This window comes from Arthrobacter sp. 05N428_2, assembly GCF_056397065.1.
Map to the genome: position 1 here is coordinate 156,377 of NZ_JBFTMR010000001.1, position 14,371 is coordinate 170,747.

Annotated in this window: 13 protein-coding genes; 3 read left to right on the forward strand and 10 right to left on the reverse strand. The window is 66.8% G+C overall.

Going from position 1 to position 14,371, the window contains the following annotated elements; all coding sequences use genetic code 11:
* Nucleotides 1–42: 42 nt before the first annotated feature.
* The 7 genes from AC1DGI_RS00765 to AC1DGI_RS00795 form a co-directional block, all read right to left on the reverse strand.
* Nucleotides 43–2,019 (reverse strand): APC family permease, encoded by a 1,977-nt coding sequence (locus AC1DGI_RS00765; protein WP_476897393.1) that lies wholly within the window; start codon nt 2,017–2,019, stop codon nt 43–45.
* A 150-nt stretch (nt 2,020–2,169) separates the two neighbouring features.
* Entirely contained in the window at nt 2,170–2,790 is a 621-nt protein-coding gene (locus AC1DGI_RS00770) for a hypothetical protein (protein ID WP_476897394.1), read from the reverse strand.
* Between the two features lie 251 nt (nt 2,791–3,041).
* Nucleotides 3,042–3,677 (reverse strand): LysE family translocator, encoded by a 636-nt coding sequence (locus AC1DGI_RS00775; protein ID WP_441400574.1) that lies wholly within the window; start codon nt 3,675–3,677, stop codon nt 3,042–3,044.
* Nucleotides 3,678–3,835: 158 nt separating this feature from the next.
* Complete coding sequence (locus tag AC1DGI_RS00780) at nt 3,836–4,039, reverse strand: cold-shock protein (RefSeq protein WP_013599688.1); 204 nt, start codon at nt 4,037–4,039, stop codon at nt 3,836–3,838.
* 126 nt (nt 4,040–4,165) lie between these two features.
* Nucleotides 4,166–6,859, reverse strand: a complete 2,694-nt coding sequence (locus AC1DGI_RS00785) for a PEP/pyruvate-binding domain-containing protein (protein ID WP_476897395.1) — start codon at nt 6,857–6,859, stop codon at nt 4,166–4,168.
* Between the two features lie 10 nt (nt 6,860–6,869).
* On the reverse strand, nt 6,870–7,184 hold the full coding sequence (locus AC1DGI_RS00790; RefSeq protein ID WP_476897396.1) for a hypothetical protein: 315 nt from the start codon (nt 7,182–7,184) through the stop codon (nt 6,870–6,872).
* 155 nt (nt 7,185–7,339) lie between these two features.
* Entirely contained in the window at nt 7,340–8,395 is a 1,056-nt protein-coding gene (locus AC1DGI_RS00795; RefSeq protein WP_476897397.1) for a zinc-dependent alcohol dehydrogenase family protein, read from the reverse strand.
* A gap of 178 nt (nt 8,396–8,573) precedes the next feature.
* Here AC1DGI_RS00795 and AC1DGI_RS00800 point away from each other — a divergent pair, with 178 nt between their 5' ends.
* Nucleotides 8,574–9,434: a 3-hydroxyacyl-CoA dehydrogenase family protein gene (locus AC1DGI_RS00800; RefSeq protein WP_441400583.1), complete on the forward strand. Its 861-nt coding sequence runs from the start codon at nt 8,574–8,576 to the stop codon at nt 9,432–9,434.
* Nucleotides 9,435–9,448: 14 nt separating this feature from the next.
* Here the strand turns inward: AC1DGI_RS00800 and AC1DGI_RS00805 are convergent, their stop codons facing one another.
* From AC1DGI_RS00805 to AC1DGI_RS00815, 3 genes are read right to left on the reverse strand one after another with little or no spacing between them, the layout of a single operon-like run.
* Nucleotides 9,449–10,645, reverse strand: coding sequence for an acetyl-CoA acetyltransferase (locus tag AC1DGI_RS00805; protein WP_476897398.1), 1,197 nt, complete (start codon nt 10,643–10,645; stop codon nt 9,449–9,451).
* Nucleotides 10,642–11,337, reverse strand: a complete 696-nt coding sequence (locus AC1DGI_RS00810) for a CoA transferase subunit B (protein ID WP_476897399.1) — start codon at nt 11,335–11,337, stop codon at nt 10,642–10,644. The genes AC1DGI_RS00805 and AC1DGI_RS00810 overlap by 4 nt, the downstream gene beginning before the upstream one ends.
* 43 nt (nt 11,338–11,380) lie before the next feature.
* The gene (locus tag AC1DGI_RS00815) at nt 11,381–12,133 is read right to left on the reverse strand and encodes a CoA transferase subunit A (protein WP_476897400.1); all 753 of its coding nucleotides are present in this window, start codon (nt 12,131–12,133) and stop codon (nt 11,381–11,383) included.
* A 204-nt stretch (nt 12,134–12,337) separates the two neighbouring features.
* Here AC1DGI_RS00815 and AC1DGI_RS00820 point away from each other — a divergent pair, with 204 nt between their 5' ends.
* Nucleotides 12,338–13,123, forward strand: coding sequence for an IclR family transcriptional regulator (locus AC1DGI_RS00820; protein WP_476897401.1), 786 nt, complete (start codon nt 12,338–12,340; stop codon nt 13,121–13,123).
* 282 nt (nt 13,124–13,405) lie between these two features.
* Complete coding sequence (locus tag AC1DGI_RS00825) at nt 13,406–14,371, forward strand: plastocyanin/azurin family copper-binding protein (protein ID WP_476897402.1); 966 nt, start codon at nt 13,406–13,408, stop codon at nt 14,369–14,371.

The following is a 14,371-nucleotide window of genomic DNA, read 5'->3' on the forward strand; positions in this document are numbered from 1 at the left end:
GCCCGGCAACAGAAGTCGGCGGCACAGAGGGCCCGGGAGCGATCAGCCGACGTGGACCCAGGGGCGTCTGGTTACATCGGGTTCGGCTTCGCGGAGCACTTCGCGGGTGACGGGTGCGATCTCGCCTTCCCCAAAGGCGAGGAAGCGCAGCAGGTTGGTGACGGGGTTTCCTTCGGTCCAGCGGAAGTAGATGTGCGGCATCAGCCCGGTGACGTCCCGTATATGGAGCAACACGGAAGCGATGGTGTTCGGCACGACCGGCCCGTGCACTTCCAGGATCCGGTACCCGTGCCGGGTTACGCCCTTCACTTCGAGCTCGGTTTCGAAGTCGGAGGAATCGTCCACGATCACTTCCAGAAACAACGCTTGTTGGTCCAGGGGCAGGTGGCTGACCTCGATGGCAGAGTCCAGCTTGTTCCGGTACGCCTCCGCGGTGAGGCGGAGAGGTTCATGGGAGATGATGCCCAGAGGTCCGTCGAGTACCTCGGAGACGAACTCCAGCGCCTGCCGGTCCAGATGGACATGGGTGGCGTGGAGTTCAAAGGAACGCCGGATTCGTGAAAGCAGCGAAATCACGATGATTCCGACGATGAAGAAAGCCGCGATCCGGATGCCTTCGGGCCGTTCAATGACGTTGGCTACGGTGGTGTAAATGAACACGACGGCGATGACACCGAAACCGACTGTGCGCTTGTGCTGCTTTCCCCGCCGCGCGGAAAATGTCACGGCCACCGCGGCGGAGGTCATCAGCACCAGGACGCCTGTGGCGTAGGCCCCGCCCTGAGCATCGACGTCGGCGTTGAACAGCCAGGTGATCAGGAATCCGATGAGGGTGAATACCAGCACCAGGGGGCGGACGGCCCGGGCCCACCCCGGGGCCATGCCGTAGCGGGGCAGGTACCGGGGCACGAGGTTCAGCAGCCCCGCCATGGCGGAGGCGCCGGCGAACCACAGGATGGCGATAGTGCTGATGTCATAGACCGTGCCGAAGCCGGTGCCGAGATACTCGTGGGCGAGGAACGCCAGAGCCCGGCCATTGGCCTGGCCGCCCGGCTGAAATTCCTGCTCCGGTATCAGGATCACCGTGGTGAAACTGGTGGTGATGAGGAAGGCGCTCATGATAACGGCGGCGGTTGTTAGGAGTCGGCGGGCGCCGTCGATCCGGCCCGCAGGGTGCTCTTCAGTGTCACCAGGGCGGCCCTTGATCTGCGGCATCACGGCCACACCGGTTTCGAATCCGGAGAGGCCAAGGGCGAGTTTGGGGAACACCAGCAAGGCGATGCCTACGACCATCAGCGGGTTGCCGTGGGAGGTGGACAGGGCCTGCCACCAGTCCCCGACGGCGACCGGGCGGCCCATGACCTCGAGGATTGTGGTCACGACCACGATGACGTTCAGTCCAAGGTAGAGCCCCACCAGGACGACGGCGACGCCGATTGCCTCCTTAAATCCGCGCAGGAACACCGCGGCCAGCATCGCGAGCAGGAAGAGCGTGACCGGGATGTTCTGGCCCTGCAACCAGCCCGGGGTGAACGGGTTCTGGAGCGCGTGGGCGGTGGCATCGGCTGCCGATAGCGTCATGGTGATCATGAAGTCCGTCGCGGCGAAGCCCAGCAGGACCAGGACGAAGAGTTTTCCGCCCCATCGCGGCATCAGGCGTTCCAGCATGGCGATGGACCCTTCGCCGCGGTGGCTTTCGCCGGCCACGCGGCGGTAGACCGGGAGTGCGCCCAGCAGGGTGACAGCCACTAGGACCATGGTCGCCAGCGGGGAGATCACGCCTGCGGCCAGGGCGGCGATGGCCGGCTGGTACCCGAGGGTGGAGAAGTAGTCGACGCCGGTCAGGCACATCACCTGCCACCACTGATGCTTCTTCAGGTGCGAGTCGCCCACCGCTCCGGGCCCCTGATGGGAGCCCTTGGCATCCTGAAGTCCGAACAGCAGCCAGCTCTTGAAGTTGTCACCGGCGGCCGGGCGTGCGGCCGAAGGATCCGCCGGCGGCCTGCTCATCGTGGTCATTCGTGCCTCTCCACACGATGCCAGCCATCGCGTCCACTGCGACACTAACAGCGGCTTCTCGCGTTGATCGCAGTCCTGCGCCGATCTTGATGGATCCTTAACGCCTGATCGATGCAGGGGCCGGGCCGCAGCTCCGAGTTGGCGTTTTCGTCAGGTAGACACGGCCGTGGCCGGGATTTCCATATAGAGGTTGGATCCCGCGGATTCGGGCAGGTACCAGTGCCTGCGGTGCCGCACCGGCCGGTAGGTGTGTCCGAAGGGGTCCTTCACGCGGACATGCTTCGTAAGGTCCTGGTGTGCGAGCATCCGGTCGATGYCATCCAGGTTCGCTGGGTGTGATGCGCTGCCGTTCATCTCGAGAGTCCATGAACCTGCGGCTGCCCCCGGCCCGTGCTCAAGGGTGAGAGTTTCGAATAGTGCCGACACCACCTGTACCAGAGTGATGGGAAAAAAGCGCCGGAGCCGGTGGGATTCGGGGTGGGCATTTTGGGCGTCCAGCCATGCCTGGCGGAGCCAGTGGAACTCCACTGGTCCGAGCGAGGGGGCAAGAATCAGGTGACGGTTCGGATCGAGGGCCAGGCGGTAGGCGCCGCCGCTGCGGTCGATGATGCACGCAGCTTCCGCGACGTACTCAAAGGCCGCCAAAAGATCCTGTTCGGACCGGTGAAAGGAAAAGTCCCCGCTGTCATCGACGGCGACGAAATCACGGATGTCACCGGCGCTCGCCGGACTGCCTGGCGTGTCCGGTTGCGGGCGGGGGGTGGTGTTCATTGTGGTTGGCTCCTGCCGAGGACCGGACTGCCGCCACGGTAGCCGCAGGGTCCTCTTCCTTCATGACACCACCCGCCGGGTCTCAGCGGAACGGGCCCTAACGAATTCCTTACGCATGAGGGCCCAAAGTTTGCGTAATCCTAATGTGCACGACGCGGGGCACTCGCTGGATCCCGCTCACCCGGAGCGGAGGAGCCAGTGGCAATTCCCGACGGGCGCGCCGGCTGCAGCGGCCGGCAAATCGTGGCCCTCTAAGCGGACATCAGGGATTTGGTCAGGATTGTCCCGCCAACCCCGACCAGGACGGTACCGGATCCGCCGGTGACGATCCGTTTCACCTGCGGACGGGCCAGCGCCGTGGAGACCTTCTTCAGCGCCTGTACCAGCAGGATGTACCACGCCAACGCGGTGAGCAGAAAGATGCCGGCCATCAAAGCGTGCTGCTCCAGAGGAGGGAGCGGGCCGAGATTGAACTGCGGGAAAAGGGACAGATAGAAGACGGCGACCTTGGGGTTGAGCAAGTTGCTCACCATCCCTTGCAGGAACGGGGACCCTCCGCCCAGCCGCAGCCTGGGTTCGGCCGCCGCCGGCTGACTGCGGGGACGCCCAAAGGCCTCCCGGAGGGCGCTAATCCCAAGGACCAGCAAGTAGGCGGCACCGGCGATCCTGATCGCGGCGCCGAGTATTTCTGAAGCCCCTAAGAGCGCCGTGATACCGAGCACTGCCAGCAGGGCAAGAATTGTGTTGCCGACCATGATCCCGATCGCCGTTGATGCCGCTGACCCGGGGCCGCCGTGGGCGTTCTTCAACACGAGCGCAAAATCAGGGCCGGGGACGACGACCACGACAACACAGGTCAAGGCAAAGGCCATCAGTTGTTCGACCATCAAGGACTGCTTCCGGAGGAATGGATCTTCGGCCAAGTGTAGCCCGGGCTGTCGGGGCGCAAGGCTCGGAACGCAGCAGCAGCCCCGCCGGAAAATTCCGGAGGGGCTGCTGTGTCTTCTAGGAGAAGTTTTCCGGCAGGCCGGGCTTTCCTGAAAGTCTAGAGCGGGCGGATGTTCTCAGCCTGCGGGCCCTTCGGGCCCTGGGTGACGTCGAACTCGACCTTCTGGTTCTCGTCCAGCGAGCGGTAGCCGCTGGAGGCGATTGCCGAGTAGTGGGCGAAAACGTCGGCTGACCCGTCATCCGGGGCAATGAAGCCAAAACCCTTTTCGGCGTTGAACCATTTAACTGTGCCTGTAGCCATGCCATTATCCTTCTGAAACGCTGCTGATCTCCGACGGCCACGGAGGCCAACGGCTGCGGAGACATTCGTCCGCTGTCCCCAACGTACGGGGCGGCGGCCTCGGGTGCAAGGGTCTAAGCGCTGGAGTTAATCCTGATGACGCTGAGGCAGGGGGTTCCGGAGGGCCGTGATCGGGCCCCAGCCGGGCACCTCGCGGATGGTTCCGGCGGCGCCGTCCACGGTGACGCGCTGGCCGGTGCGGAGCCTGACGGTGGCGTCCGGCACGCCCACCACGGCGGGGATCCCGTACTCGCGCGCCACCACGGCGCCGTGCGAGATGACGCCGCCCATCTCCATGACCAGGGCGCCGGCCGTCATGAAGAGCGGGGTCCAGCCGGGGTCTGTGGAGGGCGCCACCAGGATTTCCCCGGGCTCCAGGCGCGCGCCCACCGGGTCCAGGATCACCCTGACTGTCCCCGTGGCGGTGCCGGCCGACGCCGGCGTCCCGGCCAGGGCACCGGTCGAGGGGGCCGGCGCCATCATGGCGGCTTCGACGTCGGTCCCGTCGGAGAGCAGCAGTCGCGGGATGCGGCGGCGCCGGAGTTCGACGTCGTACAAGCGGCGGCGGCGGGCAACGAGGCCCTGCATTTCGGCTCCGCGGAGGCCCACGCGGAGCTCGTCGAAGTCGAGGAAGAACACATCTCCGGCGGCCGCTACGACGCCGGCGCGCACCAGTTCGGCGCCGACCAGCAGCAACTGGCGGCGCATTTCGCCGAGGATTTTCACCACATGGAACTTGGGCAGTTCGCGCAGGCCCGACAGTTCCCGGACCTGCCGCAGGCAGCGTTCGAGCAGCCGCGCGCGCCATCGGCTGCGGGCGCCGGCTAGGTCCACCAGGCTCCGGATCCTGTGCTCTGCATGCTCGGCCGCCCGGCGGAACTGCCGGTCCGGTGCCAGCTCAGGGTCATCCACGCGCAGGTAGTTGGAGATCATGCCGAGGATGTGGTCCGGATCTTCGGACCAGCGCGGCATGCCGAGATCGATCTCAGCCACCGCGCGGTGGCCGTACCTGGCCAGAAAATCCTGAACCCCGGCCTGCGCCGCCACGGGGAGCGTGCCGGCCCGGTAGGCGGCCGCGAGGCGGTCCGGGTCCTGCGACAGGAATGCGTCCCGAGACGCCGGATCGGCGCCGATGCGGACCGCCAGTTGCCAGAGAACCAGGTCCATTTCGGTGGTCACATTGTGCGGCAGTCCGCGCAGGACCGCCTCGAGCTCGCGGGGAGCTGCGATGCCGCGCAGCAACCGGCGGCCCACCGCCAGCATGATGTAGCCCACGGACGGTCCGGCCAGGGTGGCGCGCATCAGCCCGTCGACCTTCCGGTTCAGGAGCTGCTCGGCGTAGTCGAGGCGCTGCACGGCGGACGCCGGCTCTGACAGCAGCAACTCTGCTTCGAGGCGCTGTCCGTAGGCCTCGGCCCGGCGGAGCTCCGCGTGGGGCCGGAGCGCGGCCCCGATGAGCGACGGGAGCAGCCGCAGGAAGATTCCCGGTCCGGCGCCCGGCGCCGGGTTGCGGGACCGCTCTCTGCGGCCGGCCTTCAGTGCCTCGAGCGTGTCCTTCCGGGGTCGCTTCATGACCGCGAACCTCGGGTCGGCCAGCAGCTCGGGAAAGACGGCGGCCGATCTGCCGTCCGCCAGCGGCAGGATCCGCGCCAGGTAGCGCCGGCCCCATTTGTTCCGCACGGCCGGCGTTATATCCACATACATCCTCAGCCCGGGATTGACGTAGCGCCAGGGGCCTTTCCGGTTTCCCACCAGGCCGAGTGCCGTAAGCCCCATCGGCGTCATCGGGCGCGTCAGCCCCTGCATTAGCGTTCCGCACAGATAGACCCGGACTCCGGCGGAAGGATCGGCGCCGATCGCGGACGGTCCACCGGAGAACGGATCGTCCAACGGATACAGGGTGGTGATTGCGCGGGATTGCGTCAGCCAGGCTTTCCCACCGGCGTCGAGGACCCACTCCACATCCTGCGGCATGCCAAGAAGGTCTTGGGCGGCGTCGCCCAAGTGGGTTAACTCGGTAATTTCGGCGTCGTTCAGGCTCCAGCCCCGCACCGGATTGTCGTCCCCGGGGACGCGGCGAACGACCGTTGCCGTCGCCGTGTCCACGGTGAACTGGTCCGGATTCACGGCGCCGGACACCACGGCCTGCCCCGCCCCGGGACTGGCGTTGATCACTGTCTCGGTCCGTGTACCCGTCACCGGGTTGGCCGTGAACAGCACGCCGGCGGCGGCGGCGTCCACCATGACCTGGACGACGACGGCGAGCCCCACCTCGCGGTTGCTGATTCCGTTGGCGGAACGGTAGGCCACGGCCCGGTCGCTCCACAGCGACGCCCAGCAGCGGCGGACGGCATCGATGACGGCATCCGCGCCGGTGACGCCGGTGTACGAATCCTGCTGGCCGGCGAAGCTGGCGAACGGCAGGTCCTCGGCGGTGGCGGACGAGCGTACCGCCACGGCCGGCTGTGGGCCCAGCGCCGCGTAGGCCGCCCGGACGGCAGCCTCGACGTCGGGCGGCACCGCCGTGGCGAGGATCAGCCCGCGGGCGGCCATTACGTCCAGGTCCGCGGGCGCCGCCAGACGGTACGCGTCTGTGGTCAGGCAAAAGCCCTGCGGCACGGGAAAGCCCGCCGCGATGAGCTTCCCGAGGTTCAGGGCCTTGCCGCCGACCAGCCGCAGGGACTCGGAGCCGGCCCGGGCAAGGTCCAACACATAGCCGTCGGGCGGGGAGCCGTCGGGCGCGTCGCCGTCGGGCGGGGAGACATCCGGGTCCGAGCGCATCGCCTACCGCCTAGGCGGTCGTGCCGTCACCGGTGTCCTCCCACTGCAGGTCCAAATTGCGGAACACCGGAGGAGAATCACACAGCGCGGCCATCTGCGCCGCGAACTCGGAGGTCTCCGGCCGCCGCGAATTTTCCATGGCCGATTCGTACGAGTCGAATTCGACAATGGTGAGGTACGTCCCGGGCCGGTCGCGGTCCGCCGTGTTCAGGATCCGGCGGAATGTCGGCGTGGTCTCCCCTTCGGTCCGGGAGGGTCTGCCGAGGGCCTCGATCTCGTCGATGCGGGAGGACTGGTATTCGATGATCTGCACAAACCTGGCCATGACGGCTCCTTGAGGGCTGCGGGTGCTGATGCGCATCACGCTAGACCCGCTCCCGCGGCGGTGCAAGAGTTCGCGAAAGCCCCGGGGCGGCCCGCCGCGGCCGCCCCGGGTGCCAGCCGCGCGGCTGGCGCCCGGGGGCCGCCCGGGATGTCCGGTCAGGGGGTCAGCAGGACCTTGATGGCGCGCCGTTCGTCCATTGCCCGGTAGGCTTCGGCCGCCTCCTCAAGCGGCATAACGACGTCGAACACACGGCCCGGGTTGATGGTGCCGTCAAGCACGTCGGCGAGCAGCTCCGGGATGTAGGTCCGGGCCGGGGCCATGCCGCCGCCGATGCTGATGTTGGTGTCGAAGAGGTAGCGCAGCGGAACACCGCCGGCGCCGGTCGGCACGCCCACAAAGCCGAGGGCGCCGCCCGGGCGGACGCTGTGCAGCGCCTGGTCCATCGATTCCTGGGTGCCAACGCATTCCAGTACGGAATCGGCCAACACCCCGCCGAGCAGTTCCCGGACCTTAGCGACGCCGTCCTCCCCGCGTTCGGCCACGATGTCCGTGGCGCCGAACTCCCGGGCGATGGCCTGCCGGTCGGCGTGCCGGGACATTGCGATGATCCGCTCCGCACCCAGCCGCTTGGCGGCGAGCACGCCGCAGAGGCCGACGGCGCCGTCACCGACGACCACGACGGTCCGGCCCGGGCCCACCTGCGCGGCGAGGGCCGCGTGGTGGCCGGTGGCCATCACATCGGAGAGCGTGAGCAGGCTGGCGCGGAGGGCGTCGTCGGGATCGGTGATGCCCGGCACCTTGACGAGGGTGGACTCGGCAAGCGGAACGCGGACCGCGTGGCCCTGGCCGCCGTCGATCGGCAGTCCGGCGTCGTCCTTGCCGCCCCAGCCGGCCAGGTGGTCACAAGCCACGGTCACGCCGTTGAGACACTGCGGGCATTTTCCGCAGCTGACCACGAACGGTGCAATTACCAGGTCGCCCACGGCCAATTCGGTCACCGCGTCGCCGATGCTTTCGACCAGGCCGATGAATTCGTGGCCGATCGCGGAGGGCTTGTGGGTGGGGCGCACTCCGCGGTAGGGCCACAGGTCGGAGCCGCAGACACAGGCGGCGGTGACCTTCACGACCACGTCAGTAGGCTGCTGGATGGTGGGGTAGTCGCGGTCTTCGACTCGGATGTCGCCGGGGCCGTGGATGATGGTGGCGCGCATGGGGGCTCCTCGCATGGTGGTGGATGGGCTGGGATCGAGTTTAGAACACTTGCCTGATCTGCGGGGTGGCCCTTGTGCTCGCTGCCGTCCCTGTCCTTGTATTGATCGCCAAGGGCACGCGCACGAACCGCCCTCATCTGGCAGCTGAACCATCAGCCGCCTCCTGAAAGGAATCCATATGACTTACACGCCCCACGCCAACATCGGGGACCGGCCCATCACCGTCATCGGCGGCGGCACCCTGGGCCGGCGCATCGCCTTGATGCTTTCGCTCCAAGGCGGCGAAGTCCGCGTCTACGACACGGACCTCGCCGTGGCCAAGGCCGCCGTGGAGTTCATCGCGACGCAGCGCCACCGCGCCGTGGAAGAGCTCGGCGGCACTCCGGCGGTCCGGCTCGCGGCGAAGGACGATTTCGCCGACGCCCTCCGGGATTCGTGGCTCGTGGTCGAGGCAGTCCCGGAGAAGCTTGGGCTCAAGCAGGCGATCTTCGCTGACCTTGACCAGTTGGCAGCCCCGGACGCCGTGCTGGCCAGCAACTCCTCCTCGTTTGCCTCCTCCGAATTTATCGGCGGCGTGAGCAGCCCGGAGCGTGTCCTGAACATGCACTTCTACATGCCGCCGGCGGTGCGTTCGGTGGAGCTGATGTCCAGCGGCCACACCGATCCGCGGGTCATCGAACTGCTCATGGCCCAGCTGCCCAAGTACGCGCTGAAACCGCACCTGGTGCGCAAGGAGAGCACCGGCTTCATCTTCAACAGGATCTGGGCCGCGATCAAGCGTGAATCCCTGCAGGTCGTCGCCGAGGGCGTCGCGGACCCGCAGGACGTGGACGCCCTCTTCTCCGATATCTTCAAGTCCGAAACCACCCCGTTCCGATTCATGGACGAGGTGGGCCTGGACGTCGTCCTGGACATCGAAAACCATTACTGCGAGCTGGCCGGGGTCGAGAACAAGTCGGCCCCCATGCTGCAGGAATACATCAACAAGGGCTGGCTGGGAGTCAAGAGCGGCCGCGGCTTCTACAACGACTACTCCTAACCTCGCGTTGCTTCTCAGAGCGCTTCGAGCACGCTGACGTAGTTCGCGATGCCGACGCCGCCCATGTTCTGCACCGCGGCGCGGCGCGGGGCGGCCAGCTGCATGGCGCCGGCCGTGCCCGTGAGCTGCATCGCGGCGACGACGTGCTGAGACACGCCGGTGGCGCCGACCGGGTGGCCCTTGGCCTTGAGCCCGCCCGAGACGTTGATGGGGAGCTTGCCGTCCTTGAAGACCCAGCCTTCCTGGACCGCCCGGGCGCCCTGGCCCGGTTCGGTCAGACCCATCGCCTCGTACATCAGCAGTTCGGCGATCGTGAAGCAGTCGTGCACCTCGGCGAAGTCCAGGTCTTCCAGCCCGACGCCGGCCATGCCCAGGGCTCGCTGCCAGGAGACGCGGGTCGCGGCGAAGGCGGTCGGGTCGCGGCGGTCGGCCGGGAAGAAGTCGTTCGCCTGGCCGAAGCCGGCGAGGCGGACCGGCGCGGTGGCGCCGCCGGTGGGGGCAACGCTGAGCACGACGGCGGCGGCGCCGTCCGAGACCGGCGAGCAGTCGGTACGGCGCAGCGGATCGGCGACCATCGGGTTCTTCTCCGAGACCGTCTGGCAGAACGCCTCGCCGAGGTCCTTGCGGAGCTGTGCGTAAGGGTTGTCCACGCCGTTGCGGTGGTTCTTCGCCGCGATGGTGCCGAGGACGTCCCCCAGGTTCCCAGCGCCGGCGCCGTAGCGTTTCTCGTAGTGTTTGGCCACCTCGGCGAACAGCCCGGTGAACCCGGTGGTGGAGGGCTTGCCGGCCATGTCGTAGTCCGCGCCGAGCAGCGCGGCGCCCACGACGTCGGCGCCGGCCTGGGTCATCTTCTCGGCGCCGATCACCAGGACCGTCCTGGCGGTTCCCGCCAGCAGCGATTTGGTGCCCTGCTGGAACGCGGCCGAGCCGGACGCGCAGGCGTTTTCCACCCGAGTGGACGGCACGTTGGCCAGCTGCTCGGAGACCTGGAGCGCCAGCGAGGAGGGGAAGGCCAGCGGCATCATGCCGGAGTTGAACTGGCCCAAGTAGATCTCGTCGATCTGGCCCGCTTCGATCCCGGCGTTGCCGATCGCCTCGGTCGCGACCTGCACGATCAGGGACTCGAGGGTCTCCTCCGTGAGTTTGCCGAACCGGCTGTGGCCCCAGCCGGTGAGCAGCACATCCTTGCCGAACTGGTCCTTCAGGCTCATGCCCTGGCTCCTTCCAGGCTGCTGCCCTCGAGGGAGGGGTCGACGTCGAACTCCGCCTCCGTCTTCTCGCGGATCTCCGCCACTGTGACGCCGGGGGCGAGGCGCGTGAGCGTGAGCCGGCGGCCGGCGCCTGTTTCGTGTTCCGGCTTCGCCAGATCGAACACCGCAAGGTCGCTGATGATGCGATCCACACAGCTCAACCCGGTCAGCGGAAGGGTGCATTCCTTGACGATCTTGGCGGTTCCGTCCTTCGCGTTGTGCTCGGTGAGGACCAGGACGCGGGGGGTTCCGGCGACCAGGTCCATGGCCCCGCCCATGCCCTTGACCATCTTGCCGGGGATGGTCCAGTTGGCGAGGTCGCCGTCTCCGGAGACCTGCATGGCGCCCAGGATAGCGACCTTGACATGACCGCCGCGGATCATGCCGAAAGAGGTGGCGGAGTCGAAGATGCTGCCGCCGGGCAGCACCGTGACGGTCTGCTTTCCGGCGTTGATCAGGTCGGCGTCCTCCTCGCCCTCGAACGGGAATGGGCCCATGCCGAGCAGGCCGTTCTCGCTCTGCAGCACGACGCGGACGCCCTCACGCAGGTTGTTGGCGACCAGCGTGGGGATGCCTATGCCGAGGTTGACGTAATCGCCGTCGTTGAGTTCTTCGGCCGCGATGGCAGCCATTTCATTCCGGGTCCAAGCCATGGTGTTTCTCCTGACAGTTTGTGGGGCGGCGCTCAGGCCGGATTTAGACGGCGACGACGGACGCGGCATCGGCCGCGTCGCTCGTTTCGATCGCTTCGGCGCGGGGCCGGACGGTGCGCTGTTCGATGTCCTTGATCCGGTCGCTGGCCTGGACCAGGCGTTGGACGAAGACTCCGGGGGTGACGATGTGGTTCGGGTCCAGCTGGCCCGGTTCTACGATCACCTCGGCCTCCGCGACGGTGACGGCGCCGGCTGTGGCGACCACCGGGTTGAAGTTCTGCGCGGTGTAGCGGTAGATCAGGTTGCCGTCGGTATCGGCGGTGTGCGCGTGCACCAAAGCGACGTCGGCCTTGATGGCGCGTTCCTGGACGTAGGTCTCGCCGTCGAACTCCGCCAGCGGTTTGCCTTCGGCGACCAGGGTGCCGACGCCGGTCTTGGTATAGAACGCCGGGATACCGGCCCCGCCTGCGCGGAGGCGTTCGGCGAGGGTGCCCTGCGGGGTGAACTCGACCTCGAGTTTGCCGGCGAGGTATTGCTCGGCGAAGAGCTTGTTTTCCCCGACGTAGGAGGCGATGACCTTGCGGACCTGGCCCGCCTCGATCAGCACGCCGAGGCCCTTGCCGTCCACGCCCATGTTGTTGGAGACGACCGTGAGGTTCTTGACGCCGGAGTCCCTCACGGCCTCGATCAGGTCCGCTGGGATTCCGCTGAGGCCGAAGCCGCCGACCGCGAGGGTCATGCCGTCCTGCAGCACGTCCTGCAGCGCGGCAGCCGCGCCGGATTTAACCTTTGACATCTGCATCTCCTCATTGAGCATTTTTAGCTGCCCACATCTGCAATCCACTTTGTGGACTGTCCGTCTGAGAAATGAGCCTATGGTGTGGCGTGGAACACTGTCAACGCCTGGATTTCGCTTGCACTCGTGTGTTTTTACAGTGTGGACGCTAAGCTGAGCACCGTCCATAATATGGACTATTAGTCGGGGAATCGTGAGGATCAGATGAAATCCATGCCCGTCCAGGGCCCTGTCCAGGGCGCCCAGGTGGTGAGCCGGGTAGCGGCCCTGCTCAGGATCGTCGGCCGGAAGCCGGAGGGCTCCGCGCTCGTCGAACTCGTTCGCGAATCCGGGCTGACCAGGCCCACCGCCCACCGGCTGCTCAGCTCTCTGGCCGCTGAGGGCCTGCTGGACCAGGACCCGCACAGCGGCAACTGGGTGCTGGGCCCGGAGATCCTGCTGATGGGGTCGGTGGCGTCGGCACGTTTCCCGCTGGAGGACATTGCCCGCCCCAGCCTGCGGCGGCTGGCCGAGCAAACCGGGGAGAGCGCCTTTTTCTCGATCCGCCGCGGCGTCGAGACGGTGTGCCTGCTGCGCGAGGAGGGCAGCTTCCCGGTCCGCTCCTTCGTACTGCATGAGGGGGTCCGCTTCCCGCTCGGTGTCGCCTCCGCCGGCACCGCGATCATGGCGTTCCTGCCGGCGGAGGAGCAGGAAGAGCTGCTGGCCGGCTGGGCCGCCCATGCCGGCAGTTTTGCCGCCGGCCACAGCGAGGAGATGGTCCGCGCAAATCTGGAAACGACACGGCAAACCGGCTATTCCGTCAACCCCGGCCTGGTGCTGGAAGGCAGCTGGGGGATGGGCGCCGCGGTCTTCGACCGGCGCGGCAGGCCGGCCTGGGCGCTGTCACTGACCGGGATTGAACCGCGTTTCCGTGCGGACCGCCGCGAATTTCTGGGCCGCCTGCTGATGGAGGAGGCGCACCGGATTTCCCTGCAGCTCCAGGGCAGCTGAGCGGGGAAGTTTTGCCGGGTGTATCGACAATCGGGCCGGATCGGAGAACCATGTGAACTGCAGCCGCGGGTCTGCATGCGCAGAATTCGCGCCTCCTCCAATGTCCGGGCGGCGCGTCTGCCCAAAACCTACTTCCCCGCCTTGATGCTGGGACTTGGAGCTGAAGAAGAAACGGCGGACGCAGTCCAGGCCGGAGCGTACCGCCGTCGTAAATTGCGACGGCGACGCACAGCCTAAGCCGGTTTCCCGGCTGTTTCCTCCAGCTACAAAGGAATGAGTCTGATGACTCGTCAAGCAGAAAACTACCTCGCGCCGCGTCTGCTGCGCCTTCTTATTGCTTTCACCGCCGCCATCCTGCTGCCGGTATCCGTCAGTGGTGCCGCCGCCGCGGACGGCGGAAAATCAGCCAGGACGTGGGCGGTCCAGGTCGGGTCCGAGTCCTCAGACCAGGCCATTCAGGGCATGGCGTTCCTGCCGGAAAACATATACGTGAATGCCGGTGACAAGGTCACCTGGCGGGCCAACTCCGCAGAGATCCATACCGTGACGTTCCTGGCGGAAGGCCAGTCCCTGGATTCGACCCAGCCTTTCAACCCCGCCGTTCCGGCCGACGTCACCCAAATGGGCGGCAAGGACTATGACGGGCATTCCTATTACAACTCCGGCGTCATGACGAACGTGTCAGACAGCGGATTCGTACAGGTCAAGAAGTACACCCTGGCATTCGCTAACGAGGGCGACTTCACCTACTACTGCCTGGTCCACGGCATGGCCATGAAAGGCACGGTCCATGTCCGGGCGGCGGGAACGGAGTACCCGTTCAGCCAGTCGCAGTACGACCACCAGTCCGGGAAGCGCGAGCGGACCATTCTGCGGGACGGAGAGCGGCAGTGGGACGTGGCGCGGGATCAGGCGGGCCCCCACACCGTGATTGCCGGGACGGACAACGGAACGTCAATGGTGATGCGGTTTGTCCAGCAGAAGATCGAGATCCGGGTGGGGGAGTCGGTGACGTTCGTCAACAACGGCATGGGTGCCCCGCATACCGTGACTTTCGGGACCGAACCGGCTAATTTCCTCGCGCCGTTGGGGGACCGGGACCACTTCAGCGGAGGGGACCTCAACTCGGGCCTCATGCCGCCTGGCAGCAGCTTCAAGGTGACCTTCACGAAGGCCGGCGAGTTTGATTACATCTGCGCCCTGCACGACTACATGGGCATGAAGGGGACCGTGGAAGTCCGGGACTGA